Raw genomic sequence first — 25,532 nt, 5'->3', positions numbered from 1 at the left:
CTGTGCCGCCTTTTTCCTTTTACGACCTGCCATGACAGCGCCTTGGCAGAAGATGGCTATCCTTCATGTCGAACGCATCGTTCTTGCGCATGATCTCGTTCTTGATTTCATCCATCAGGACCTGAAGATCTGCATCGACATTAGACGCCTTTGATAGCACCTTTTTGATTTTGCTCTCGTAGCGGCGCGGGGTCTGCAGGAACACTTCTACATGGTGCTTCTCGTGAGCTAAAAGCTCTGAGTACATGCAGGCACCGATAACGGCTTCGGGCGGCAGAACCACCTTAATTGGCTTCGGCCAAACCCAGTCCACCGTCACAACACGGCTACAACCCTCGCCCTCCACGCCGAAATCGACATAGATTTCCTCCTGATCGGTATAAGCAAGAGTACCTTCCCAATCGCGCTCGCCAAGCTGGCGATAGGCCTCCTGCACGTGCCGCTGGTTGGTGACCTTAAATCCTTTATCCTGGTAGCTAACAACCACCTTGGCAGGGCAGACCGCCGCTTTTCTACCGAAAGCATGCGACGGCTCAGCGCCTACGAAAATGGACACAGCAAGGACAATCGCGATCCAACTCGCTAACTTGGGCGACCTCAAACGGTCAACAACCCCGTACCATAGGCAGTCGAGCTTCGAAGGCGTGGAATTCGGCGTTCCTTCGCAGGATTTCATTGGTAATGCTCCGATTTAAATCTAGCAGAGCCTGCCGAGGGTTTGACGAAGTTGCTGCAATGCGCGCAATTTGATTTTCAAAGTCACGGGGAACTTTCAAATAGATGCGGACGTGCTCCATTTCATGGTGAAGAATTCTATTATATCTGCAAGCCCCAACTTGAGATTTATGTGGCATCACAATCGCTATGGGTGCGTTCCAGGTAATTGTGACAGAGACTACACGATTACAGCCAAAACCATTGACAGAGACTGATGGGGTGATACCACGATATTGCGCAAACCCCGCGACTTTCCCAATTCTCGTCTTATGCGAAATCACATTGTCCGGACTCCCAACATGCTCAATCACATACCCTTTGTCGACATACTTTACCGAGACCTTTGGAGAGCAGGAAAAGCCACGAGGCGTGCCTACAGATGCAACCTGATGCTCGACTGCATAGTTATCATCATTGGCCTCCATTTCACCGTAAAAGGTCTGAGCACGCCCCTCTGAGAGAGGCAGAGCCAACATCACCGCGCTCAGGAGCAATGCCTTGGTCTTTCCAAAAAACATGTTTAATCACCGCATTATTGCCAGTGATTAAAAGTCTGAATCCCTGATGATTCAGCGTCAAACAATTCAGATTATAGATTTTTCCCGACCAATTTGGACGAGGCCAAATCGATATTGGTCAACATAAAATCCAATTTTTCGAACGACAATATCCGCCGACACCACCTACGAATTTAACAAAGGCCGCAGCCAGTCGCGGCTCACCCTGTCACCACAAAGCCACCCGACAGCCAGTGACCAGCTTTTCCAGATAGACATGATCACCATGTCATATTTCTAAAGGTCGGCTTGCAGCCTCTAGGTGGGCTAATCCTGCTCTCAAATTTGTGGAATTGATCGTGCCGCCTGGCTGTTTCCTTTTCGATACGCCATATCAACCGGATCATTTCTGATGCCGGATTTGTCGAGTTCTCCGCTATCCCCCGGATGTCTTCCTCGAAGCTTTTCGGGGTCGTTAGGGTGATGCGCACATGCTCTAATTCATGTTGATAAATTCGGTCCCATATACAATCGGTTTCGCCGTTTTTGACAGGCATGGCGACCTGAATTGGCTCACTCCTGAAAACGTCTATCGCGACAGTTTTAGAACAACCTTCTTCTGAAATCCGGACGTCATATTCGAGACCACGACCTCGGGCGGCTCCACCAGTCTGGCCCCGCGCTTTCAATTTCTGATACACCGTCGTGTTCAAGCCATTGCCGAAAGTTACGGTGTGCCCCTTGTCAAGGAAATTGACCTCGGCCTTTTTCCCGCAAGACTGCTGAACGGAGGCCTGCTGCGGCTCAAGCTGCTTCTCAGACTGAGGCTGAGGCTCCAGCTGTGCCTGCATCTGTGCCTGTTGCTGTGGCCGGACTGGCTGACGCCTTTCACCTGGTGACTGTAGAGACATAAGGACATCCGCGATGTCCACGCCCCCGCTACTGCGTTGAGCACCATATTCAGAAAAACGCGCCGAGCCATCAACGCTTTGAGAGTTGGCCAACGCACAACTCCCCACCATTATCATTCCACTAAAGAGGAGTACCCTATGACCTCGATATCTCACAGTTAGTCACCGCACGATTGCCAGTCCTACAATTGTGGGATTTCGAGGATCTTCGGTCAATTAACAAGAATTACGCCAAGTCAACTATGGTGAGAAACCCAGCTTTTCCGGTTGTTATTTCGTCCCATAAGGGAGTAAGGGACTCAATAATTTAATCCGCCGACAAGGTTCTATTTTAGACGACTCGCGCCGCTCTGAAATCACATACCCAAATTTGTCAGGTTTGCCTTGTGCGAGGCAATAGCATCAACAGCCTTACTGCGCTCATCCTCGGACAGGTCTGCCCACCAAGGAATGCCATTCAGCGACCATCCAGCAGGGCCATTGTCGATCACATTGAACTCACCAGCAGCGCCATCCATGTCAGCCACGAGGTTGTATAGGTCGTCATAGCTCTCAACACGCTGATCCCAACGGACGTGAACTTCTGGTGCGCCTTCGACCTTGAATACGCGACCTAGGTTTTCAAGATCGGCAACCCATAGTTCGTCTTCGTAACAAAGAATGGCACCGTAGCAATGCTCGAAATGGCGGGCATCGATAAGCGCATTGCCACCATAAAGCCCCTCAGCGCCCTTCACGCGATAATAAACGTAACTGTCCTCGACAACGACCGCCTCGACTTCCACCAGTCCGTCATTCGCTTGAGCAATTTCGACCAGATCTGCAATCGCCTCTTTGCTCACTTTCATGTTCACGCGCACCTTCTCACCAGGTGCGTGGGTATTGGCCACCACTCTCTTGTGCTCTTCTTCAGTGAGTTCGCGTTTGTATTCGTAGCCCGCAGGAATTTTGAAGTCAGACATCGTTTTCTCCTTACACCTTTGGCAAGGCGCGCATTTCTTCGGTGTGTGCGACGCCTCCGAAATTCATGCGATCATAGAGATCGCGAATAAGAGTCTCGTCCATCAGCTGTGTTTCGGAAGCAGCGAAGCCAGTAGAAAGGAAACGGCGTTTTTGGTTTTCAGGGACTTCTCCCCAGTACAATTCATAAACGGGGAACTCATTGTTCCAATATTTTTGCAATGCCGTGAGACGCTGTTGCCCATCGATCAGCCATTTGTCGTACATCCAGATTTCCTGGCCCGCAGTATTTCTGGTTTGGTGATCGAAATTCATGGTGTTGTTGTAGGTGTAGGTACCGAGGTTCATGCCAAGAATCGCTGATTCAACGAATTTAACCATCCGGCTCTCGTCCCAGACAATCGGGCGCTGAAATGGAGGAATCGCATAGCCAAGAACCCACTCTGATTCCTCATGGAACTGCATGAAGCGTTCTGGGTTCTCTTTGAACCGCTCAAGATTTGAATGCAAATTATCGAGCGTAAAATGACGGACGGTTCCGAAATCCAGTCTCTGCGGCCAAGCCATGCACGTGCTCCTTATGGTTGCCATTGGATTTCGCACATTTAAATGAATAAAACAACCAATTTAGCTCCCCAAAAACGATTACGGGAAACCTTTCGGCTTCCCCTACCAAAATGCCGGAGTCCAAGCCTCTCAGCACACTGGAACGATTATTAGATCGTGTTGTCTTCTTCAGAATGACAGGTCTGTTCATGATTTCTCCTTTTCCCAATCATTCTCAATTAATACATTAAATGAAACGGCAAATTTATTCAATTTATGGTTTTGTGACTTGACGACTGCAAATGATTATGCGGATATAAAGATATCTTTATATGATTGGAGCAGCCAATGGCCAAGAATGATGTTCTTGCAATCGGAAATGCCATTGTCGACATTCTGTCGAAAGGTGATGACGCTCTTCTTGACCAGCTCAAGCTCGAAAAGAGCGCGATGAAACTGATCAACAGACACGAAGCCGAAACGCTTCTCAATCTGCTTCCAGATCAGAAAAAGACCTCCGGTGGCTCTGCAGCCAATAGCGCGGCTGGGATCGCTGTTCTCGGCGGCAACACCAGATATGTTGGCAAGATCGCCAACGACGCTCTGGGCGACCTCTACGCCTCGGATCTGACCTCGCTTGATGGACTAAGCTTTAACTCCTCGCGCCTGTCTGGAGGCGAGAACACTGCCATCTCCGCAATCATCGTCACCGATGACGGCGAGAGAACGATGAACACCTATCTGGGAGCCTGTCTGCACCTCACGGAGGACGATATCGTTGAAAGGGAAGTCCAGGACGCGAACGTCATCTTCTTCGAGGGCTACCTCTGGGATCAGCCGAAGGCGCGTGATGCGGTTTTGAAAGCAATCGACATTGCAAAAGCGACGTCAGATGCGCGGATCGCCATCACGCTCTCTGATGCGAATTGCGTGCGGCGGCACCTGTCAGCATTCAACGAGCTGATTAATGATAGCAAGGTCGATCTGGTGCTGGCCAACAAGCAGGAACTGCAGGCGCTTTATGCCGCTGACACAATCGACAGCGCGATTAATTCGGCGGCGAATGCAAAATGCGCTTTCGCAGTCACGCTCGGATCGAAAGGTGCAGCGGCAATTGAAAATGGGATAATTCATCTGGTGGAATCGAAGCCCGTTGCCAAGATTGTCGATCTCGTTGGGGCAGGGGACGCATTCGCGGCGGGGCTTTTGCTTGGTTACAGTAGAAATGAGCCGCTCGCTAAATCAGCCAGCAATGGGTGTGCATTTGCGGCCGAGATCATACAGACGGAAGGGGCGCGCATTGCGGCCCCTGTCACGTCGTCATTCAAAATCTGAAGCTGGTTCGCAGTGATTTTCACGGTCGACGATGTCATTTTCATCCTTATCGACCGAAATCCTGCTACGAGAGGCGTTCAAGCCCGAGGCGAGAACCCTGAGGACAATGGCGTCAGTGCGAGGAAACCAAGCGCGGCACCACGGATCGAATTGGGAAGCATCTGACAACGCGACTGCTTAATCAGCACGCGCGACATACGCTCACAGTATTTTACGTTATGCGGTGCCATAGCTTCTCCTTTCTCCGTCGTAGCCTTAGATACCATTCTTACTCAAACGCTGATCGATTACCTTGTCAGCAACCTGTTCAGCGAGATCAGTAACAAACTTCTCCAGACCAGGGATTGCCTGAACAAGCCCCTGCATCTGATCGTATTCAGCCTGGTGCTGACCAGCCTGAAATCCTGCGTCATAGACCGTCTTGAACATCGCCCGCAGAATCATCTTCGGATCGGTCGCTGTCAAGTCAGCCGAAGGACATGGCCCGACTGAGTCAGAAAACATGAGAGGAACGGAAGCGATCCGACAATGGCCGACATACCTGTCATCCAAGCCGAACTTCACCAACTCGCTCAACGCCTTCCGAATTTGTCCTTCATGTAGCGCTTCCGCACTTGTATCCTTCCTCATAATTCCTCTCTTTCACGCGCTTAAATAATACTCAAATTCATAAATGTCAACATTATTTGCTATTTTTCTTGTTTTAATTTTCAAGCTGGGTATATAGAGTCCAGAAAAATGGAGATGGATTAAAATGGCTGGCAAGAGATCGGATTTCACATTTGGCCAATTGGCTCTCATGAACTGGCTTATGGAGAAGCCTGATCGCTTTATTTCGATCAGCACCTATTCGAACACATCCAAGAACATCCATTTCTACGAAGCGCAGGTTGATCAAGCTTCCGGCCAAGCCAAGGCCGTGTTGATCTATCCGCTCACGAACTACGGCAACGAAAATGCCCGGAAGCTCAAGGTGGAATTCCTGAAGCGGATCGGCAACAAGGACACTATTGACCTCACCGCCCTGCACCAAGCAGGGCTGGTCACAAGTCACAGCTCGTTTTCGGCCTCGGAATATAGTCGCGCCTTTTTCAAGCGAATTAACATGGAAGGCAATCACCACGGCGAACGCTTTGACCTTCCGACAAGAAAGATGGCGCGTTTCTGGGCAGAGGCAGGCAAGGCTGCTTACGAGGAGGAGCGGGCCAATTTTCAGAAGAAGGCGGCTGAGGTACGCCGCGAAATCGTCATCGGTCGCAAGCTTGAATTCAAGCCGGATGTTCCGAAGGACCTGACCGAACGCTGGCCAAAAGGACTGGCCTTGCCATACCCGAAAGTCTCCAAGGTTCGCCCGTCATTCTCGGCCACAGTGACCAAGGTGACGCCGACTCGCGTCTATGTTGAAGACGTCAAGTGCATCAACGATGTCGACCGGGACTATTACGTCATCAAGGGCTACCCGCCTAACCAGTATGTCGAACGGACTGAAGTCGTCGCCGATTACGCAGATGAGGCTCTCATCGAAAAGCTCGTTGACCTCGACAGGGAGTTCCAAACCGACATCGACCGCATCTCTACCGAAACCATCAAGGAGATGCTGCCGCTCGTGACAAACATCGATTCCCGCTTCAAGCAAAAGGAGGCCGAGCACGACGACATGATGCGTGATCTTATCGAGCAGCACAGTAACGCCATCGGCAAAGGTCCGAAGCGCTAACAAAAAAAGAGGGGCCGCATTTTGCGACCCCTTTTATGCTCCGAGGAGGGCATAAAAAAGAGAGAGAAAACGAGAGGACGTTCGAGAACGCAACCTCTGGGATGATAGCCAACCATCTTGACGGTATTTCTAGCACACGAACTTTTCGCCCGTATGTCCAATATCTTTCATATTGTATCGCTTTATCACTTTTTCATGTCCTAGTTTTTCTGCAAAGGGCACCGCCTGCGCAAACCAAGCCAAAAAATCGTTTTAATCACATTCATTTTTCGACTACCGTGATCAGATAGGCATTCAAAAAATCATAAAAAGGGCGCGAAATGTCTCTGAGGAAGCATATTCTGGTAGTAGATGACGACGCGGAAATTCTAAAGCTCCTGTCTAAGCGGCTGGAAGCTCACAATTTTCGCGTCACTCAAGCCGCCGATCTGGCCGAAATGCGCAACGCTATAGCCAACCATGCGATTGACCTGATCGTTCTCGACGTAACCTTACCGGACGGCGACGGCTTTAGTGCCTGTTACCAGTTGCGACAGGCCAAGAATGAGACCCCGATCATCATGCTTTCCGCGATGAAGGAAGAGGTCGACCGCATCCTCGGGTTCAAGACTGGCGCTGACCACTACATCGGCAAGCCATTCTCAACACAGGAACTGGTGTCGATCATCCACTCTGTATTCCGTCGCACGGCCGCAATGGCTGAAGTTGACGCGCCAACCAAGTTCACTTTCGAGGGATTTGTCATCGATCTGTCTGAACGCAGTGTACTCACAAACGGAGGCACGGCTGTTCTTTTCACTGGTGGCGAGTTCGACATCCTGAAGGTCTTCATTGAACGCCCAGGAAAGGTGCTGTCTCGTGACCAGATACTGGACTTCAGCAGAGGCCAGTCCACTGCAGCCTTCGACAGGTCAGTCGACATCATGATCAGCCGCATTCGCAAGAAGCTGCGCGATGCAGGCGGCTCCCCGGAGATGATGAAGACCGTTCGAGGTGGTGGATATCATTTTACGTCGAAGGTGACCCCCGTTGCCTCGTAAAGCCAAGGACACAATGATCGGCCTGCGCCTCAAGATCACCCTTCTTGTGATGGGCGCTATCATTGCCATGTCCCTGATTGGCATCGCTGCCTCGTTCAGCGTGCTCATGATCGAGTCCAACGGCGAACGAATAGTTTTTCGATACCAGAACGCGCCGACAACCTATGAAGCACTCCCGCACCCTGGGGGCATCTTGGCCAATCCCGACATCATGCCGAGCTACGCGGTCGCGATCATGTTCGCGCTCTTCATCGTTGTTGGTGCTTCAGTCGTAAGCGTCATCGTGGCCAATATGGTCGTTCGGCCGCTCCTGATCCTTCAGAATGCTGTGGATTCGGTCAATCCACACGATTTCATCCCGCCGATCAACGAAGCCAAGCCCCAGTCGGACCTCGGGGCTACCAAACTGTTAAACACATTGTCTAACAAACTGCGTTCTACTCTGGAAAACCGAATGCGGCTCGTGGCGGCCGCAGGCCATGACCTTCGCACCCCAATCACCAGGATGCGACTTCGTGCTGAATTCATCGAGGACGCCGAGGAGCGTGCTCAGTGGGAAAAAGACATCGACGAGATGACCCACATCGCCGAAAGCACGATCAATCTGGTCAAGGAAGAAATAGGACCAGACAGTCAGGAAAGCGTCGACATAGAAATGATGTTATACGATCTGACGTCCGAGCTTTCCGAGCTGGACCACGACATCAAGCTGACCACTTCTTCCCCAGCAATGGTGAAAGGTGGCTTTCACTCCCTTAAGCGGGCGTTATCAAACCTGATCATCAATGCTGCCATCCACGGCGGCTCTGCCAAAGTCAGCCTGGCTACTGAAGGCGACTTCGCTATCATTCGGATTTCTGACAATGGCCCAGGCATTCCCGATGTCGCGCTTCACATGGCGTTCGAACCGTTCTTCAGAGCCAACTCCGGCCGCGAAAAGAAGGCAGACGGTGCTGGCCTTGGCCTCTCAATCGCCAAGGAGCTGATCGACCGTCATGGCGGTCAGATCACGCTCTTCAACAAGCCGTCCGGTGGCCTGTTGCAAACGGTCAAGCTTCCTCTCGATCTCAACTCTAGCGCGCCTTTGTCGCTTTCATGATCAGAGGCAATCCTAGTGAGAAATCGCGTTTCTCGCTGGAGTTTGAAATGGCAGTCCAAAATATAAACAAAACAGACGAAGGCTACGTGCTTATCGGAACTACTAATCTTGGCCGTCCTGTGCAAATCGAGCTTCAACTTGGTGATGTTCGCAAGGTAGATGTCAGCGTCGAACCATACCCTGGTGTTCCGTTTGAAGAACCATTTGCCGAGACGGAACTGCACAACGTCATGGCTGAACACGACGCCATCCATGCCCGTATCTCCGCGACCTTCGAGATGATGCCTGCAGATGCGCAGGATGAAGAACTCTTGGCCGCAATAGCCACTGTCATTAGCAGGCAGAAGATTTCACAGGAGGTTATCGAAGAATTGACGGCCGCCAACGAACAACGGATGGGCATGTGAGCAATGGCAATCATAGACGTCCCTTATATTGTTGAGTTTGGGAATGAGACCGAAAAACGCCAATGGAAAAAGACCTATGGCGCGGTCGGGACGTTCGAGATTGAGGAAGTCTGCAAGCAAGAAGCCCCAGTGGCGATCAAATGGATATCCAACTACGGATCAGGGCGCGTTCGCTCCAATCTGACCAGATGGCACGACAACTCACATTGGCTTCCATTGGAGTTCATGGATCGCGAGACTGGCATTGAGCGCCATTTGACCCTGAAGGCGTACCAGCTGATGGTCGGCCGTTCCTTCAGCGCAAATGGACATCTAGATGGCTTTACGTCACCAACACGACGCCTGGAAAGCTCGCAGCTCAAACAATATTTCAAGGGCGAAATCAAGGAACTGGCCAGCAGAAAGCCGACCGAGAAATATTCGTGGTCAAATCACGAGAAGGTCCTTGATGACATCGAAAATACGCTAGCCGACACGACCATAATCGACGGGCACCTATGGACCCGTTGCCCAGAACCCATCCTAACACTCAGCGGCATGCGAGACGCGCCTTCGATTATCGCTACAGCTAAACGCCCAGCCCCGAATAAGAACGGAATGTTCTTCAGATTTGACCGTCTGGATGATTTCCTGAGCCAAATCGAATTTGAACAACCGGGAACGGTGATCACCAACATACCTGATATTGAAATCCTCCTTCCAGAGACCATTCATTTCAACGATGAGAAGCATAGTCTACTCGCCACGGCAGGAAAGCTGCTGGAATTGAGCAAAGACTTGTTACCACTGTGCGAATGGGAAGAGTCGAAATGCTGGTACGATTTGCGGCGGGCGCAGAAAAACGTCTCTGCTGATATAGACACGGATGTAGAAACGCTGGCCATACTCATTGAAATGGTCAAAACGACATTCAACCCATATTTCGAAGATGCTCATTCGGTTCGGACGATGGTGTCCCGCGCTCTCAACCGCTGGAACCTGAGACCCATGGAGCTGATGAATTTCGCTCCATAACAAATTGGAAATTTGTGCCTAGCAAGCATCGGTGGCCAAATAGAAGGCAAGTTTTTGTTTTGTCTTCAGGAAAAATCGATGCGAGTCAGGATTCCCTACACATTCACGGCACACGTTGTTCCGCTCAAGAAGATCAAGGAAATCAACTCCACAGAAGGCGATTGGCTGACGGCCGATCTCAAGGAAGTTGATGACCTAGACGCGCCAATAGCCACCGAATGGACCGATTTCAAAGGCGAAACCTTTCAAACGCGCTGGCATGACGGCTCTCACTGGCTGATCCATAAAATCTACGATGAGGATCAAAACTATCAGCTCCTTTCTCCTGACATCCTTTCTGACATGCTTGAAAACGGCAACGCGAGAAACCCGCTTTCTGTTGGTGCTGGATCATCACTTCGAGAATTGATCAGTGGTGAAATAAAACCCTTTGACAAAGCCAACTTCAAAACGGTCAAAGAGACGGAACAAGAGGCCGTCATTCGCCGCATTCACGATCAAATAGCCGACTGCATCATCGTTGAAAATCAGGTATGGAAAAGATGCGGAGAACCGTATTACCGCTTCAATCGGCTCAGAGTTGAAAAACAGGCCGATGGCAGGGTCATGCGCTATCCTGAAGTTGAATTATTGCCGAAAGATGGCGAGATTTACCGCGCTCACGAAGCCTTCAGCGCAGATCAATTCGAAGATTATGTTGATTTCGCCACCGGGAATTTTCACGACGCGATCTTTGTACCTGAAGAATTCAAAATCACCGTACTCGTGCCCGAGTCCATAAGCTTCAACAGCGAAGTGGCGGCACTTCACAGCACAGTCGGCGATTTCCTCACAGCCACAGCCGGAGACCTAGCGAAAAAATCTACAGATTTCATCCGTAGCTGGGCAAACCTAAAGGATGGCTTCGAACTGGCCACGGCACAAAAGTCCGAGCAAGCCAACGACACCTTGGTAGAACTAGCAAAGATCGTGGTCGAAATATCTCCAAACAAGTCGGAATATAACGTCGACAATTTGTTCAAGACAACTGAACGCTGGAACACGCGCAACATTTCACTCGATTTCGACGTTACCACAACCATTTAAGGGCACAATCATGATGATAAAGGTCCCATTCAAATACGAAGCCCGTGTGCACAAGAAACGCTTCAAGGAACCGTCAAACGAGACATTCTATGAATGGCTTGATGTCGAAATCCCTGAAATCGACGACATCGATGCACCGATAGCGACACAATGGTTTGACGAGACGCCAGACGAACTCAGATCACTTAATGAACGCGAAAACTGGGGGGCTGCGCCACAGGACGGCATCTGCCAGACAAGATGGTTCAACAATGATCATTGGTGGCCAGCCCTCGATGTCGAAACCAAATCCCAGGACTACAAGAAATTCTATAGGGAAAGGATGACACCTGAACGACTGACAGAGCTTTGCAAAGACGCCGATGAAAAGTGCAACCCCTTGATGCTCAAGGACACCTTCACTCGCCAGATGCACACAGACATCGAGTACAAAGGCAATGCGCTTGACCCTAAGGACTTCAAAGCGGTTTACGACTCAAACCGAGAAGAGGTTTTTGAAAATCTTCAAGACAGGCTCACCGACCTTATGATCGTTGACGGTCAAATCTGGGTGCGCGGCAAACCACCTGTTGTCTATCTAAAGACCCACATCCTTGCCAATGACGAAACTGGAAACCTCGTTGGTCTGCTTAAGATCCTTCCAGAAGGGGATTCCTCAATCAAGAATGCAAATCAGGTTTACTCTCTCAACCAGTTTAACGATGCCAGAGAAGTCGCAATGTCATTCGCGAGTGAAGATCAGGCAGATCCGAATGAGCGCATAAAGCTGACTGTGCTCGTTGCAGAAAGCATCAAAGACGATGCCGAGCAGAAAGCGATTGTTCAGATTGCCCATGAGGTCGACGAAAAATTCAGCGATCACTTTTCAAAAGACTACAGAAAAATGAACGAGCTACCACCAGAGACCGGAATTTCATACTTCGAATTCCGGCGAGCACTACTGGCGCTCGATGGCAGCGACGAACGTATCGAGAATCTCGTAGAGGCTATGCAAAAATTCCAACCTCTCTGCGAGATTGCACATGAGGACAGCGGCCGCCGAATGAGACACATTCTTGGGCGCTGGGAGACGAAACCCATCGAACTCAATTTCGACAATCATTAAGGATACCAACAATGAGAATTTCCGTTCCTCTCGTCTTTCAAGAAAACGTTCTGCCAAAAGGCATGCAAAAAGTTCGATCCATGAGCTTTGGCGAATGGGTTGATGTCGAAATCAAAGAAGTGAGCGAACTAGACGCTCCAATTGCAATACAGTGGACGCCTGAGAAATATGACAGAACATTTGGCGATGTGGATGGCGTCGTTACAATGCGCTATTTCGACGGCGAGCTTTGGTCACCTCAGATTTATAGCGCTTCAGGCGAGCCTAACGAGCATATCTCGCTAGAAAGGCTGTTGGAAATGAATCGAAAGGGATATGAATATGCCAATCCGTTCATCCACTCTTCGGATGCAAGCTACTTTATTCAAAATCCTGAAAGATACCCGAACTTCGACCGAGATGCTTTCCGGCGTGTAGACACGGACAATCGCAAAGAAGCCATTGAATTCCTTGATCAGAAAGCAGCCAAGGTTCTGATCGTTGATGGCATGGTTTGGCGCACCACAAAAGAGCCAGTCCTCATAGTTGAGCCTGTGTCGGCTCACTATCGCGATGACATCTTTGATATCAAGGTCGGGATTAAACCCGGACCAAGAGAAGATGACGCTATGCCGAATTTCTTCAGACTTGACCGAATGGATGACGCTATTGCGTACGGCAAGGAGCGCTGGGGAGATGGCAATTTCTACGTCAAGACAGACCCTCAGATTTTCATACCTGAAATTCTGAGTAATGAAGACGATATGGTCGTCATTCCCAACGACCTCAAAAACTTCATCAGGCGCACCGAAGACAAAAGCATTCTCGATCTCCCACGGCCTCAGATCACCGCCTGGCTAGATTTGCGGGATGCGATCCGGGAGATTTCGGAAAGTGACCTTGAAGGAACCATTGAAAATGCAATGGAGAAAGCCAAAATTCTTTTTGATGAAGGCTACGACCATGGCTGGTACAGCAATGAATTGAGAGGGCTTATCTATCGTTGGGACAACAAGCCAATCACGATAGCTGAATTCAAAGTTTAAGAAGAAGAAGAAAAAACAATTCGATAGATGACGCAAAAAAGTCGATTGGTAGTTGCGGCAAGATTTGAACTTGCAACCTCTCCGTTATGAGCGGACTGCTCTAACCATTGAGCTACGCAACCATTATCTATTTAGTTATCAGGCAGCTTTAAAACTGTCAACATTGATTTCTAAAATTCCTACATAACAAAAACGGCCCCAAATGGGCCGTTATAAATTCACGCAACTACTGCAACCGACTTAACGTCGACGATCTTCAGTGGCGTTTCCTTGCCGTCGCGGGCACGCAGCATGACATCCGAACCAGCGCGACGACCGAGCAGTGCAACGCCAAGCGGCGAAGTCACCGCAACTCGCCCAGCATCGATGTCCGCATCAGCAGGAAACACAATGGTCACGGTCTTTTCGTCATTGCCAGCGGAATAGACGACGCTGGAACCCATACGAACAAGATCATCCGGGGTCTTCGCTTCAGACACGATCAGCGCGCTATCCAGCTTTGCCAGCAACGGCTCAGCTTCGACAGGATTGCGCTGCTCCATAGCCTCAGCCATGCCCATCAGGCGCTTGAATTCAGTTTCAACGATCAGGACGTCGTTCTTCCTAGCCATAATTTCTCTCTCTTTGCTTGCCTGGTTTTCAGGACTTTAAAATAGGGCGATGACCGCTCAGGGGCGGTCGGTGAATTTCAGTAAAATTTGGAAGTGCCCCACGTACGGGGCGCGCAAGCGACCAGTCGTGGGTTCAATTGCCCGCGATTGGGCAAACCCTCAAAATCTCAACAGTGGTTTCAAACTTCTTGCTCATGCGTCCTAGATAGCCACTCAATTATCTAAAGTCAATCGAATAAAACCGAGTTTGAATATTTATTCAGAAATTCGCCCAGATGATCGGATTTTCCGATATCTATGGATATTCCTGTTGTCAAACAAACCAAAAATGATGACCATGTTCAATAAATACTCAGAAATCAAACTGATAAATAAAGGAACACGGCATTGCACGGCACATTTGAAACTATGGAATCCGTCGATATCAGCACAAAAATTATCGACTGCTATACGGAAAATTCCCAAAAATTCACTGGACAGTATGAAAGCCTCACTCCAGCTGAGGTATTCGGATCTGCAATCAGCCTTTTCCCGCTTATGCCGTCATTCACCCTCGATATTGGCGCTGGTTCCGGCCGCGATGCTGCATGGATGGCACGCCAAGGTCATATCGTAACCGCTGTCGAGCCGTCTGATGGAATGCGCGAACTGGCAATCCGAACACACGCGGACCAGCCGATCACCTGGGTTGCAGACCGTCTACCAGAGCTGAAGTCCGTACAGCGTCCTGAGGGCGGGTTTGACTTCATCCTGATCTCAGCTGTCTGGATGCACCTTGTTCCCGAAGATCGCGGTATCGCATTCAGGCGGCTTGCAGAACTCGTTTCGGCAAACGGAACGATCTTAATCAGCCTGCGTCACGGAACTTCCGACCCTGCACGCCCAATGCTCCCAATCGACACCGCAACCGAAATCGAGAATGCCAAGTTGGCAGGCTTCAGACTGGCAAAGACCGTCAACACCGAGGAAGACGACAAGCTCGGTCGAGGCGACGTCCATTGGGAGCTGCTCCAGCTCTCCCTGAAGGCTGAACAAGCCCCATGAAGCTGTCTCATCGACTCCTTGCCCTCGCCATCGCTGTTTGCCCCATTCCAGCGCCCTCTGCGGCGCTTGCGGGGCCTACGCTCGTGTTCGACATGATCACAGGTGAAATTCTCCAAGACAACGAGGCTACAGCTTCATGGCATCCAGCTTCCCTCACGAAGATGATGACGACCCACCTGGCGCTTCGAGCGATCAAGGAAGGACGCCTAACCCTCAACACCCCGATAGTGTTTTCAGAGCATGCGTCCTCACAGCCGCCGTCGAAGCTCGGAGTGCAACCAGGTCACGGATTGGTCCTGCACGATGCCCTGAAGATCATGCTGACCCGCAGCACGAACGACGTCGCGACTGCCATTGGTGAAGCCATTGCGGGCAACGAGACGACGTTTGCGCAGCTGATGACGCTGGAAGCCAAGTCGATTGGAATGACCGCCACCCGTTTTGCGAATGCCAACGGACTATATGATCCATCGCAGGTGACCACGGCCCGAGATCTAGCCATTCTGGCAATGGCGATCCACAAGCAGCATCCGGAATATCTGTACCTATTTGGCATCAAGGAATTGCCGTACAAGGACAAAGTCCTCAAAAACACCAACAGGCTTCTTAAGACCTATCCAGGCATGAATGGTATGAAGACGGGCTTCATCTGCGCATCCGGCTTCAACATCGTCACATCCGTCCAGCGAAACGGTCGCACCTTTGGCGCAATCGTCCTTGGTGAGCCATCCGTCAAGGCTCGTGAGGCAAAGGTCGAGGCGCTGCTCAACCAGACAATCATTTCGCCTTCGCGAGGCCAATTTAACGTCCTTACTTACGGCCGCCATCAAGAGAGGCCCGCAACCAACCTCAAGGATCAGATTTGCGGGCCTCAGCCGATTGCCTCCAACACCAAGCAAAAGGGCAGGGGCAAGATCACTTCTGTTAAAAAATCTAAGCCCAAACCGACCGCAGCTCCGAAGAAACAAGCTGAAAAGACAAAACGCTTCTAATTGTCAGGGCTTCGCACTGTTAGACGGCATGGCCTCATCCATTTCTCGGATCAGATTGCCGATATCATCAACCTTGGCCACTTCCTGTTTCTCGGCAGGGCGGTTGTCCTCCACATACTTATTGACCGTATCTGCATATTTATCGATTGCAGTAGCTACAGCATCAAGGTCCATATTAGTGGCTACGGACGACGAATAAATGACATCCAACTGCTTCAGCATCGTAAAAAGCGTTTCGCGAAGTTCGCTGTTGTCCTTGGAGAAAACCGCAACGGTTTCCTTGAGATTCCCAAGCTCCTCTCTGATTCTCGAAGCCTCGACCTTGTAGTCGATTTTATTATCTAAGAATTTATAGACCGGAGCTGACCTCATCCAACCATAACGATCCTCCGAAGGGGTAATCTGCCTTTGCAAGCTCATACTGCCCAACGTAGCGGAAGCAGGAATTGATGGAACGACCTGCTGCTTGGCCTCATCTGGAATCATCTCTCCCATAGTTCCCTTATGATGGGCCAGCCAATCCATAGCTACGCCTGCCAAGAGCTTCACTTCCACTTGAGGGGTCGCGCGATCATTCAACGCATAGTGGACAGCCTCAAGCTCATCATATAATCCCACTAAGGAATCTATCGATTTCAGAAGCATGTCATTTTCGTAAACAAGTGCATCCGACGCGTTCTTCACTTTGTCGAATTCCTTCTTTGCGAGCTGATACTCCTTGATTTCGGCACTATTGTCGCGAGGCAAAACGACTTCTCGGCTTGCTCGTTCACTATCCTGGATCGCCTGATCCATTGAAGGGCCAAACACATCGGCCAATTCGGCCTTAACTCTGTCGATAGCACCAGTGCCGAGAACCGCCACCAGGCATCCGCACATGAAAGCCCCTGAGGGCTTCTTAAAATATTCCGACAGCTTGCTCACATGCCCCTCCAAAATCTGATTTCAAAACGAAGATACTTAACGGTCTTGCATTAAACGAGGTCAGCCCTAGCTTGCTCGATTGCAGAGAGCGCACGCTGCATCATGATTTTAGCTGCAAAATCATTCTTTGGCTTGCCGTCCAGTATTTTCAGGACCTTCTCCATTCCCGAAATTGCCAAGCCAAATTTTCGACAGCTTTCGTCCAGCTTCAGCTTTGCCTTCATAAGCCCAATGACTTCACCGGCGTACCCTTCCGGCAGCGGCCCGTCCATCCTTGCCATCAGCTCGTTGAATAATGCGATTGAATCGCCTTCTCCAGCTTCAATTCCGGCTTCCAGGACCGAAATAAATTCTGCCAACGTCTTATCATCAGCCCCTTCCGACATCAGCAGGCATGCAATCATGACTTTCTGCGCAACTTCCATCTTTCATCTCCCAGCCGACGATAATCGTGATCTAGACGCACAGCATCCGCCCACGTTCTCACCACTTATAATAAATCGCTTTATTCGATGATCACAAGGAGCGTGAGTTTTTCAATATTCCGTTGGTAATATGCGAGGAGCAGAGGCATTCTTAAGGCAAAGATTTATTTCTCAATCTTGATTTCGGGAATAATTCCATGATGCGACCACGCGACAGAAGAAGAGGCCAGACAACCGTTCTCGAAGGCGACAAGCCTGTCATCGACGGCTTTGCCATGGCCAAGGAAGCCAATATCGTCAATGCGCGCAATCATAGCGTTGCCAATACCGAGCTACCTGGACGACAGGCGACGGCACACCAGACGAGGACAGCCATTCGCGCCAATTTTTCGGAGGAAGCCTCGGGTCACCTCGCAGACCTGCTTAACAGCGACCTCAGAGATGACGTCCCCGTTCACTTTGACAATGATACTGATGACACCGTTGCAGGTGTGGAACGTCGGACGCCGGAAAATCTGCCTGCCATCATCTCGACCGCTGTCGCCAGAACCGACGACATGATCGTTCCCGAATGGCATCAGCTTCGCAATTTACCTGGATATCGCGCAGAGCAGATCAGAGCGCCCGGACGCCAGGTATTCAGCATGTTCACTGACACACCAATCGAAGACATTCAGGCATGCACGACGCTCTCAAACGACGTTCAGGAAGTTCAGGCTATGATGGCTTGGATCAAGAAGAACGGCGTCAGAAACGACAAGATGGAAATGGATTTCAACCAGCTCATGCGCGGCTACATGGCCGATGTTCAGAGCTGGGACGCGGAAGGCTTTTCATTCCTTCTCGTGAGAGATCATTCTGGCCACTACGTTTATGGATGGCCAGGTGGTCGCGGCGTTCACCTCACGCAGGACGCCCCGCGACCACTACTGCGATAATCACCAAGCGGTGGCGGCTCAACCCTAGAAGGGGTTTGAAATCTCCGTCACCGCACTTTCTTCCACCAGATCGCTGGTCAATCCAGCCTTGACGTCCGCATCGAGCTTATTGGCAATTTTCGAGAACAACTCGGCCAGCTGCCGCGCCCGCTCAATCGACTTTTCATCACGAGCCAGTTCCAGACTGCCATTAACCAGCAAGGTGTCTGATCCATTCTCGACGGACAGCCCACCGATACTTATCACGCTATCTGCGTCCTCCAGCGGCTTGAATTCAATCGCGCTCACTTCAGTGCTCCTTTCACGACTTCAATCAGTACACGCTTGCCAAGCTCCTTCAAGGCAGCGTTCTCATCCTCAGGCTTCTCCTGCTGCGGGATATAAGGCTGTCCACCACCTTGCCCACGCGACTTCGTAGAAGAACGGGTTCCGGCCGCACGATCCGCGTACTTGGAAGGCTTCGGAAGCTTCGCAGCGACCGCCTTCACTTTAGGATCAAGCTGCGGAAATACATCGACGTTAGCGCGGCGGCTCAATTCGTCGACTGAAATGACCTCAAACTGGTTTCCAGGCTCGACATTAGGTGCCCACCAAACTGCAGATGCATTCGCAGACGGGATATAGATCGCCTTGTAAACGGCAGAAGGAACGATCACCCGGCCTCGGAGCGCTTTCAGGTTCTGCCCCTGAAAGGCGACGCCAGTCACCACATAGACGTCATCATAGCGAAGAGCCAGACCGCGCGCCGTCGCCTCGATCTCGGCCCAGAGATTCCGGTTCAACTCAGGCTGCTGTGGAAAGATATTGGACAGGCTGAAGGAATTGGCCTGCGACCGAATTGTCGGCATGTCACCAGACGGCGCGAGATGACCCCTGTCATAACCGCTACGGGCATAGTGACTGAGTTCTGCGCGATCCTTCGCCGGAATCGATGTCTCGGCGTAGAAGCGATCAACGCGGTCAACCTGTTTTGCCGCGAAAACGCGCTGTGCGGTCAAATGCTGTGCCGACCACAGAGGCGTAGCCGTCACGCCAGAATGCACGACGCCGAAGCCATCATGGCAGAGTTCAGCCGCACGAACCTTCAGTTTTTCGTTCAAGATGTCTGGGGCTTCAGAGGAGAAGTAATTCTCACCACAAGATGTCGGCGCTGCCTGCGCCACAGAGACGACGCCAAGAAGCATCGCCGATCCAAAAATAACCCCAACAGCTCGCGATAAACCAGAAAAATTCATAAATCCCTTCCTTTGCGGCGGACCATAAACATGTTTCATTGGATTTTCCATAATTATTTTTAGTTAATTCGATTTTCCACTATAATTTGGCAATTTACGATCTCATTGCAAATTAACGGAACTGGTGAAATCAAATCGCATCAACTGCAACTAGAGCGCGGCCATGAAGTTGGTTAATTCGTTACGGTAAATCTAAGATGTGCCTTCTAAGGGAAAGTAAATCCCAATGGCATTCCAAACTTATCCATTAACAATCTTTAATACTTTCAACGTTTTGCGCGAACCGCCGATGTGGCAATGTTGGACACTGTCGCTAATTTGTGAGGAGATTATCATGAAGCGAATGATTTTAGCTGCCGCACTATCCGTAATGTTTGCGCCTTTGGCATCTGCAGAAGGAACAGATACGCCAGCTGTTCAAGCCGTGAAAAAACATTCATCTCATATGGGCATGAAACAGGCGGACCTTAACGAAGATGGAAAAATCGACATCGATGAATTCACCCAAAAAGCTCTGAACCGAGCTGAGAATACCTTTACCGAGATCGACAAAGACGGAGACGGGGTAATCACCAAGGATGAGTACCGCGAATTTTCTCTTGAAAAATCGAAGGCCATGTTCAAGCGCATGGATCGAAACGGAGACGGATTCTTGACCTCTGAAGACGCACAACACCGGAAGTTCAAGAAAAAGTCTCACAAGGCCAAGCCCCAAACACAAGAAGCTCCAGCAGAATAAAAGGAAAGGGAGGCGTGAAAACGCCTCCCTTTCCTTGGTCCCTACCGCCACCTGACAAAGTCAGGATCAGATGTCACACACCTGATATCCATCCAGTTCCAACAGCGCATCAGCGCTGAAGTTCGCACAACCTTCAAGGACATTTAAAGGTTACTTCAGAACTTTCCCAATGGGCAAGAACTTTTTTCGCGCAGCCTTATAATCCCATTCAGGTTCTACCAGAATTTTGAAAGTTGCAGCCAATTGGACAGCATCATCGCTGGCGCGATGAGTATGAGGGAAAGTTCGCATCACTGCCTCAGTGATGTCCATAATTTTTTGAGCGTTTTCCCATCGTCCCGTCCCTTCGATGTTCGCGGCTTCCCCCCAAGCCTCATAGAGATCATGAATATAGGTCATGACTTCGCCGAAAGGGTTCCTGAATACAAAGTCAGCCTTGATTTCGACAGCTTCGAACAGCCTCAGGAACCATTTTGCTTCATAAAACGGGTTATCCGAAATGATCAGCTTTTGACGGAAAGCGTCGATTACGCGCTCGGCCGCAACTTTCGGATCGATCCCTTCATCCATCAGCTGTTCCCAGGAGATGTTGTGAATCTTCTCAGACTCCGGATTCCAGAATTCCTTTGTCCAAGTCTGATGCGGCTTAATTAGAAAATGATGTGGCACAAGGTCGACACCAGCCCAACCGATTTCGATAGGAAAAGACCCCACTCCAAGCGCGCTCGCTTCGATATCGGTAAAAACAAATAAGTCAGGTGTCAGCTTCATTTTTCAATCTATCTTTCCTGGGCTATTTTCTTTGATAATTACACCAAAAACCCCATTTTCTGTCCATCTTTGTTGATCTATTTTCCTTGAATTCCGGTCGAATTATGCCCAAAATAATGCATCAGGAGATTTTCGATGTCGACCATTCTTACTCTTTTTCAGGAAGCGGCAAGTAATCTGCCTCAAGAGCTACGTACAAAGGCGGCGCTTGAATTTGCCTCTCTTCTGAAAGCTGACGTCAACGCCCCGAGCGCGTCTGTAATTGATAAACTCGCAGACCAAGATGAGCTGATTTCACTTCTTCAGCAGGAGATCGGCCGCCTCAACAGGGTTATCGTCAGCCACGCTGACGGCATCGAGAATGCCTCTATCGCTGGACTGGACATCCTTGGAGAGCGCGCACGGCAGCGCCGCCGCGAAGGATATGACGATTCCCATGATGATCAGCTTGATGACTGGTCTCTAGCCAGTGCCGCCATGGCGTTTATCGAGGATGCACGTCTTAGAAGCACGTCTGGGGGCAAGGGCTTCGATGACACGGTTCCGGCAACCTGGCCATGGGGAAAGGAAACCTGGAAGCCCAAGCAGGTCCGCCAATCGCTCGTGGTCGCGGGCGCAATGATCGTCGCTGAGATAGATAAGCTGGATCGCGCTGTCGAAAGGATCAAGGACGTGGAGACACAGGAGGAGTGATCTCCACCCCCATATCTTCCATCACCTGCGTCACCAGTTGCCTCAGTGACCGATCAAATCGGCGACCGTAGCGATACATATTGGAAGATGTCTGTTCGATCTCGATCCGATGCCTGTTTTGAACCAGCAGAAACAGCCGCTGCTCTTCAACCTGCATCGAAGTCATGGGTCGCCCGCGCAATTTCGCGTTGATAGCAGCTTTCATCAATTCATTTGATCTCATAGGACGCCGTGAGGGCGTGTTATGAACTTCAAACGGAACGCCCGCTTCGGTCTCGCCAGAGAACACCCCCCTGATATCGCGAGCGTTATGAGGCAACTCGTCCAGAGACCTTCTGACCACCATCATTCACATCCTCATTACGCGACCGACAAGGCCACACTTATCTTCGACGTCAAATGCGAGATCGCGAACCAAATCCCGCAGATTGGTGTTGCGCTCCCTGCCAGATGAATAAAACCCATCAGGGCTGACGTCTACATTGAAACGATGAATTCTCTGGCCATCCGCGATGCGAAGCAGGATTGTGGTCTTTTCCTCAACGCCCTCAACTTCAACGCTCGCAGTACGACGAAAACCTTCATATGCCGTCAGCCCTTTGTGGGCCATGATCTTTTCACGCAGCTCCATCGTCCTTCTTGCGCGACCATTTGCGGTTAGGGGCATCTGTTGCGATGTGACCTCAATATCAAAACGTAGCCCACGGTCAGTCGTGCCACTTACATGACCTCTAACACCACTGTGATGAGATGGAAGAACGTCGAGACCCATGAATAACCTCCATTTTTTCAAATGGTGGTTCGTGGGCATGCAAGGGACGAATAGTTTTGCTTTTAAATTCGCGATTTGCAGGTTGCAGACATCGTCAGTTTAATAAATACGCAGAACGAGGAGATCACCAATGACCCGCATTAAGAATACGGAACAAGCACCTGACGACCTGGTCAAGCGCACGAAGAATGGCCCCCACAAAGGCTGGAGCTTCTTCGATGAGAAATTTGAAGGCGCGCGATACCAGATGCTGCACGAACTTGTATCGGCAGAAACATTCGACGCAGATACCGCCCAAGTCGTGTTATCAGAGCTAGAGGACTATGCGCAGAGTTACGGATACGGTTCCGCAGACAGCGCCTTACACCAGTTCGGACACCTAACCGATGATGAACTCGAAGAAGAGGCCAATATTCAGGCAAAGTTCGTCATGAACGATCTGTTCGATAATGATGGCGACAATGACCCATATTTTTCGGAATTGCTGACATCCGAAAAAGCCCTCAGAGATGCCGCCAAAACGCCAGAAGCACTCCATTTCCTTGGAATGAAACATGCAAACGACAGCTACGGAACCATCTGGGATACCGTCAAAACGGCGTTCATTCGCGGCCGTGACATGAAGAAGGAAGAATACGAAGCCCCCTCCGGTCCACGACCATAAACGATTATTAATCCCGGTAATTATTGACCACCTCCGTTTTCGGCAACATAATTCTGTCTAACGAAAACGGAGGGTTTCCCTGCAATGGCATCAGCCTCGGGCATCGCGTTGCACATGCTTCCAGTTCAAACGCGCCCCGGTTATTCCGCTCGCATCGCTCTGGACAAGCTCAACGCCACCGCAAGTCGCGTAGAGAGCATCCTCGCGCCTAAATTCTGGCGAAAATTTCTTGGCGGAACAAGCAAGGACCACGCGCGTGCAGTCGTTGCCGCATGCGGTGAAGAATCCAAGGCAATCAGAGTCATCTTCCAGGAAGCCAAAAAGCACGCCCGCAACAACGGCGCAAATCCAGCCATAGATGGCTCGCTTGAACGCGTCATCAAGCTCCTGGATCAGTGGCGAGATGTTGGACTGGAATTCGAAGAAGCCGAATTCGGTGCAGACCAGAAGCTACTATCGACGACTCGTCGGCTCATCACTCTTTGCAACGACCTCAAGAACCCTGCGGCAGGCCTTCAGTAGGCCATCAAGCGCACTTTAGCGTTTGCTCAGGGACAGTTCCCTTACAAGGCTCTTCCTTGATCACCTGACTAGCATTCAACACCCAGAACGTAGCCTGTACACCATGCTCGCCCTCGCGAACATCAAAGACACGCTCCCAGCTCTTTGTAACCCGCTGCCAGAACGGCTCTGGATACGGCCGATCCGCCCACTCAATGCCCGCGCTCTCCAGCTCTTTACTGAACGCCTCGTCTTCGGCCAATCCTTCATCCGCCGTATGGCGATCAGCCAGATACCAACCGTTCAGCACATGGTGCCAATCTCCGAAATCCGACATGACCACTTGCTCGGGATCAGCCTCGAATGTCAGCACCCAAAGGCCCTGATCTTCGTATTCCTCATCATTGGGATCTACGATGCCAGTTTCATCCTTCTTGAACCAGGCCCATACTGGCCAGGCTTCGACGCCTGCAGGCGGGGGCGCTATCTTGCCCGCCATCTGATCTGCCATCCATTTATAGGCAGGCTCAAAATCTTCAAAAGTAATCCGACTCTTGTCGCCGACGATACGCCCTTCATCATAAAGGGCCTGACGTGCCTCACTCGACAGCACTATCTGAAGCTTGATCTTTCCGTCCGCCTGCACTCAATGACTCCACGATATTCAAATTGAGCGACTGAGGCTCACGTTTGCCCGACAAATCTTTAATTCGCAAACCTGGAGCGGCGGAAATTACCAGACGTGAAGGAGCTTTCATAAATGCTTCTACCGAATTTTTCAGCAAAAGGCCATCGTCAATCGTTCCTAGCTGTGCAATAATTCCGCCGAATAATTTTGATGCAAATTCGATGAAAGAGAAGCGCTCCTCTTCGCTGTGTTTCGCGAGAGCCTCACCCAGCCATTCCATGTTACCAAGCGTCAATTCGAGCTTTTCGATCTTGGCGTCACCATAGGAGGGCACAAGCGATTGGGGACGCGTCAACGCGGTAGACGAAATCTCCGAAAGCGCAAATTTCAGCTGATAGTCACCAAAGCCATCCAGCTTAAGGAAGGTGGATAGCGAGGCCGACGTTCCAGAACCAGCATCAAGCTTCATGCTTCCCTGAAACGGAACCCGTTCCTCGGCAACAGGCGTCAATGACCAAGGCACAAGCGCCGACAGAACCTGACCAGATATGTGTCCCTGATAGCCAAGGTCGATGACCTTTCCACCCTCGGCCCGCGACAGAATGAATCGATCAAGAGAAAGGGCGTTCATAGCATCGTCCATTACGATGGCATCAGCCATGATCGCGGTCGACAGCACCAACCCTCGATCACTGGTCGAATACGGGAGTTCAACCCTGTCAAGGTTCAGCTTTCCGAACCCAACGACCATCCCGTCTCCAGTTCGGCTCACTCCCGAAAAAACCAACCGATCTGCTGCGAATCCCCAATCGTTCGCTTTAGGGCTGGTGGCCGTAAGCTCGTTGATCTGAATCTTATAGCCGTCCTGATCGGCGGTGAGTTTTGTCACCTTCAGGGAGCCACCAACATCTTCGACAGAGGCGGCCGAAACGTCCTGAAGACCTTGATCCTCTAGAATGCGCTTCAGCGCGTCATATGCAGGACCGGACAGGGCAGGGGTCACGCCCACGACAGAGAACAACGCGCCAAACAGATACAAACCAAATTTATTCACTTCTCTACACCTCAGTCACCGCAGCACTAACCTGGGATTTTGCTAAAAGAGCCTGCTGAAGGCCACGAACTTCAAGTCGCCG

At 50.7% G+C, this 25,532-nt stretch carries 32 protein-coding genes and 1 tRNA gene; 16 read left to right on the top strand and 17 right to left on the bottom strand.

The window, feature by feature from the left end; all coding sequences use genetic code 11:
- Nucleotides 1-19: 19 nt before the first annotated feature.
- The 5 genes from QU595_RS08765 to QU595_RS08745 form a co-directional block, all read right to left on the bottom strand.
- On the bottom strand, nucleotides 20-676 hold the full coding sequence (locus QU595_RS08765; RefSeq protein ID WP_315920936.1) for a hypothetical protein: 657 nt from the start codon (nucleotides 674-676) through the stop codon (nucleotides 20-22).
- On the bottom strand, nucleotides 606-1,235 hold the full coding sequence (locus QU595_RS08760; RefSeq protein ID WP_315920934.1) for a hypothetical protein: 630 nt from the start codon (nucleotides 1,233-1,235) through the stop codon (nucleotides 606-608). The genes QU595_RS08765 and QU595_RS08760 overlap by 71 nt, the downstream gene beginning before the upstream one ends.
- Nucleotides 1,236-1,495: 260 nt before the next feature.
- Nucleotides 1,496-2,218 carry a hypothetical protein gene (locus QU595_RS08755; RefSeq protein WP_315920932.1) on the bottom strand — a complete coding sequence of 241 codons (723 nt, stop codon included), beginning with the start codon at nucleotides 2,216-2,218 and terminating at the stop codon, nucleotides 1,496-1,498.
- Nucleotides 2,219-2,481: 263 nt separating this feature from the next.
- Complete coding sequence (locus QU595_RS08750) at nucleotides 2,482-3,087, bottom strand: hypothetical protein (protein ID WP_315920930.1); 606 nt, start codon at nucleotides 3,085-3,087, stop codon at nucleotides 2,482-2,484.
- 10 nt (nucleotides 3,088-3,097) lie between these two features.
- The gene (locus tag QU595_RS08745; RefSeq protein WP_315920928.1) at nucleotides 3,098-3,652 is read right to left on the bottom strand and encodes a DUF262 domain-containing protein; all 555 of its coding nucleotides are present in this window, start codon (nucleotides 3,650-3,652) and stop codon (nucleotides 3,098-3,100) included.
- A 327-nt stretch (nucleotides 3,653-3,979) separates the two neighbouring features.
- On the opposite strand from QU595_RS08745, the gene QU595_RS08740 reads away from it, so the two are divergent.
- On the top strand, nucleotides 3,980-4,966 hold the full coding sequence (locus QU595_RS08740) for an adenosine kinase (RefSeq protein WP_315920926.1): 987 nt from the start codon (nucleotides 3,980-3,982) through the stop codon (nucleotides 4,964-4,966).
- Nucleotides 4,967-5,221: 255 nt separating this feature from the next.
- On the opposite strand, the gene QU595_RS08735 is transcribed toward QU595_RS08740, so the two are convergent.
- Complete coding sequence (locus tag QU595_RS08735) at nucleotides 5,222-5,596, bottom strand: hypothetical protein (RefSeq protein ID WP_315920925.1); 375 nt, start codon at nucleotides 5,594-5,596, stop codon at nucleotides 5,222-5,224.
- Between the two features lie 124 nt (nucleotides 5,597-5,720).
- On the opposite strand from QU595_RS08735, the gene QU595_RS08730 reads away from it, so the two are divergent.
- The 8 genes from QU595_RS08730 to QU595_RS08695 all read left to right on the top strand — a co-directional run bounded on the left by QU595_RS08730 (nucleotide 5,721) and on the right by QU595_RS08695 (nucleotide 13,459).
- A complete protein-coding gene (locus QU595_RS08730) occupies nucleotides 5,721-6,683 on the top strand; it encodes a hypothetical protein (protein ID WP_315920923.1) in 963 nt (320 codons plus the stop codon).
- A gap of 320 nt (nucleotides 6,684-7,003) precedes the next feature.
- Nucleotides 7,004-7,723, top strand: coding sequence for a response regulator transcription factor (locus tag QU595_RS08725; RefSeq protein ID WP_315920921.1), 720 nt, complete (start codon nucleotides 7,004-7,006; stop codon nucleotides 7,721-7,723).
- A 13-nt stretch (nucleotides 7,724-7,736) separates the two neighbouring features.
- Nucleotides 7,737-8,822 carry an ATP-binding protein gene (locus QU595_RS08720; protein ID WP_315920919.1) on the top strand — a complete coding sequence of 362 codons (1,086 nt, stop codon included), beginning with the start codon at nucleotides 7,737-7,739 and terminating at the stop codon, nucleotides 8,820-8,822.
- Nucleotides 8,823-8,869: 47 nt separating this feature from the next.
- On the top strand, nucleotides 8,870-9,229 hold the full coding sequence (locus QU595_RS08715) for a hypothetical protein (protein ID WP_315920917.1): 360 nt from the start codon (nucleotides 8,870-8,872) through the stop codon (nucleotides 9,227-9,229).
- A gap of 3 nt (nucleotides 9,230-9,232) precedes the next feature.
- Nucleotides 9,233-10,243 (top strand): hypothetical protein, encoded by a 1,011-nt coding sequence (locus QU595_RS08710; RefSeq protein ID WP_315920915.1) that lies wholly within the window; start codon nucleotides 9,233-9,235, stop codon nucleotides 10,241-10,243.
- A gap of 78 nt (nucleotides 10,244-10,321) precedes the next feature.
- A complete protein-coding gene (locus QU595_RS08705) occupies nucleotides 10,322-11,329 on the top strand; it encodes a hypothetical protein (protein ID WP_315920913.1) in 1,008 nt (335 codons plus the stop codon).
- Nucleotides 11,330-11,339: 10 nt separating this feature from the next.
- On the top strand, nucleotides 11,340-12,434 hold the full coding sequence (locus QU595_RS08700) for a hypothetical protein (protein WP_315920911.1): 1,095 nt from the start codon (nucleotides 11,340-11,342) through the stop codon (nucleotides 12,432-12,434).
- Nucleotides 12,435-12,445: 11 nt separating this feature from the next.
- Nucleotides 12,446-13,459 carry a hypothetical protein gene (locus tag QU595_RS08695; RefSeq protein WP_315920909.1) on the top strand — a complete coding sequence of 338 codons (1,014 nt, stop codon included), beginning with the start codon at nucleotides 12,446-12,448 and terminating at the stop codon, nucleotides 13,457-13,459.
- A 46-nt stretch (nucleotides 13,460-13,505) separates the two neighbouring features.
- Here the strand turns inward: QU595_RS08695 and QU595_RS08690 are convergent.
- Nucleotides 13,506-13,581: transfer RNA gene (locus QU595_RS08690), tRNA-Ile, on the bottom strand.
- Nucleotides 13,582-13,677: 96 nt separating this feature from the next.
- Nucleotides 13,678-14,070: a GreA/GreB family elongation factor gene (locus QU595_RS08685; RefSeq protein ID WP_315920907.1), complete on the bottom strand. Its 393-nt coding sequence runs from the start codon at nucleotides 14,068-14,070 to the stop codon at nucleotides 13,678-13,680.
- Nucleotides 14,071-14,457: 387 nt separating this feature from the next.
- Between QU595_RS08685 and QU595_RS08680 the strand changes: the two genes are divergently transcribed.
- Both QU595_RS08680 and QU595_RS08675 read left to right on the top strand, forming a co-directional pair.
- Nucleotides 14,458-15,114 carry a class I SAM-dependent methyltransferase gene (locus tag QU595_RS08680; protein ID WP_315920905.1) on the top strand — a complete coding sequence of 219 codons (657 nt, stop codon included), beginning with the start codon at nucleotides 14,458-14,460 and terminating at the stop codon, nucleotides 15,112-15,114.
- Nucleotides 15,111-16,106: a D-alanyl-D-alanine carboxypeptidase family protein gene (locus tag QU595_RS08675; protein WP_315920904.1), complete on the top strand. Its 996-nt coding sequence runs from the start codon at nucleotides 15,111-15,113 to the stop codon at nucleotides 16,104-16,106. The genes QU595_RS08680 and QU595_RS08675 overlap by 4 nt, the downstream gene beginning before the upstream one ends.
- 3 nt (nucleotides 16,107-16,109) lie before the next feature.
- On the opposite strand, the gene QU595_RS08670 is transcribed toward QU595_RS08675, so the two are convergent.
- Nucleotides 16,110-17,030, bottom strand: coding sequence for a hypothetical protein (locus tag QU595_RS08670; protein ID WP_315920902.1), 921 nt, complete (start codon nucleotides 17,028-17,030; stop codon nucleotides 16,110-16,112).
- Nucleotides 17,031-17,080: 50 nt separating this feature from the next.
- On the bottom strand, nucleotides 17,081-17,455 hold the full coding sequence (locus QU595_RS08665; RefSeq protein WP_315920900.1) for a hypothetical protein: 375 nt from the start codon (nucleotides 17,453-17,455) through the stop codon (nucleotides 17,081-17,083).
- A 197-nt stretch (nucleotides 17,456-17,652) separates the two neighbouring features.
- Between QU595_RS08665 and QU595_RS08660 the strand changes: the two genes are divergently transcribed.
- Nucleotides 17,653-18,393, top strand: a complete 741-nt coding sequence (locus QU595_RS08660) for a hypothetical protein (RefSeq protein WP_315920898.1) — start codon at nucleotides 17,653-17,655, stop codon at nucleotides 18,391-18,393.
- A 24-nt stretch (nucleotides 18,394-18,417) separates the two neighbouring features.
- On the opposite strand, the gene QU595_RS08655 is transcribed toward QU595_RS08660, so the two are convergent.
- A complete protein-coding gene (locus QU595_RS08655) occupies nucleotides 18,418-18,681 on the bottom strand; it encodes a hypothetical protein (protein WP_315920895.1) in 264 nt (87 codons plus the stop codon).
- Nucleotides 18,678-19,667, bottom strand: coding sequence for a DNA/RNA non-specific endonuclease (locus QU595_RS08650; RefSeq protein ID WP_315920893.1), 990 nt, complete (start codon nucleotides 19,665-19,667; stop codon nucleotides 18,678-18,680). Before QU595_RS08650 ends, QU595_RS08655 begins: the two co-directional genes overlap by 4 nt.
- A 295-nt stretch (nucleotides 19,668-19,962) precedes the next feature.
- Here QU595_RS08650 and QU595_RS08645 point away from each other — a divergent pair, with 295 nt between their 5' ends.
- The gene (locus QU595_RS08645; RefSeq protein ID WP_315920891.1) at nucleotides 19,963-20,367 is read left to right on the top strand and encodes an EF-hand domain-containing protein; all 405 of its coding nucleotides are present in this window, start codon (nucleotides 19,963-19,965) and stop codon (nucleotides 20,365-20,367) included.
- Nucleotides 20,368-20,517: 150 nt separating this feature from the next.
- Here QU595_RS08645 and QU595_RS08640 read toward each other — a convergent pair whose 3' ends face one another.
- A complete protein-coding gene (locus QU595_RS08640) occupies nucleotides 20,518-21,138 on the bottom strand; it encodes a hypothetical protein (RefSeq protein ID WP_315920889.1) in 621 nt (206 codons plus the stop codon).
- A 135-nt stretch (nucleotides 21,139-21,273) separates the two neighbouring features.
- Here QU595_RS08640 and QU595_RS08635 point away from each other — a divergent pair, with 135 nt between their 5' ends.
- Nucleotides 21,274-21,831 (top strand): hypothetical protein, encoded by a 558-nt coding sequence (locus QU595_RS08635; RefSeq protein ID WP_315920887.1) that lies wholly within the window; start codon nucleotides 21,274-21,276, stop codon nucleotides 21,829-21,831.
- Here the strand turns inward: QU595_RS08635 and QU595_RS08630 are convergent.
- Nucleotides 21,803-22,180, bottom strand: coding sequence for a hypothetical protein (locus tag QU595_RS08630; RefSeq protein WP_315920885.1), 378 nt, complete (start codon nucleotides 22,178-22,180; stop codon nucleotides 21,803-21,805). The genes QU595_RS08635 and QU595_RS08630 overlap by 29 nt on opposite strands.
- Nucleotides 22,181-22,603 (bottom strand): hypothetical protein, encoded by a 423-nt coding sequence (locus tag QU595_RS08625; RefSeq protein ID WP_315920883.1) that lies wholly within the window; start codon nucleotides 22,601-22,603, stop codon nucleotides 22,181-22,183.
- Nucleotides 22,604-22,733: 130 nt separating this feature from the next.
- On the opposite strand from QU595_RS08625, the gene QU595_RS08620 reads away from it, so the two are divergent.
- On the top strand, nucleotides 22,734-23,267 hold the full coding sequence (locus tag QU595_RS08620; protein WP_315920881.1) for a hypothetical protein: 534 nt from the start codon (nucleotides 22,734-22,736) through the stop codon (nucleotides 23,265-23,267).
- Nucleotides 23,268-23,351: 84 nt separating this feature from the next.
- The gene (locus QU595_RS08615) at nucleotides 23,352-23,789 is read left to right on the top strand and encodes a hypothetical protein (protein ID WP_315920879.1); all 438 of its coding nucleotides are present in this window, start codon (nucleotides 23,352-23,354) and stop codon (nucleotides 23,787-23,789) included.
- A 4-nt stretch (nucleotides 23,790-23,793) separates the two neighbouring features.
- Here QU595_RS08615 and QU595_RS08610 read toward each other — a convergent pair whose 3' ends face one another.
- Nucleotides 23,794-24,414, bottom strand: coding sequence for a DUF3841 domain-containing protein (locus tag QU595_RS08610; RefSeq protein WP_315920877.1), 621 nt, complete (start codon nucleotides 24,412-24,414; stop codon nucleotides 23,794-23,796).
- A complete protein-coding gene (locus tag QU595_RS08605; RefSeq protein ID WP_315920875.1) occupies nucleotides 24,368-25,450 on the bottom strand; it encodes a hypothetical protein in 1,083 nt (360 codons plus the stop codon). Before QU595_RS08605 ends, QU595_RS08610 begins: the two co-directional genes overlap by 47 nt.
- Nucleotides 25,451-25,532: the final 82 nt, after the last annotated feature.

Origin of the sequence: Mesorhizobium sp. SP-1A (genome assembly GCF_032460275.1) — a bacterium.
In the GTDB taxonomy this organism is placed as follows: domain Bacteria; phylum Pseudomonadota; class Alphaproteobacteria; order Rhizobiales; family Rhizobiaceae; genus Mesorhizobium.
Note: the sequence above shows the minus strand (reverse complement) of the source record. Positions and strands in the feature narration are given on the sequence as shown.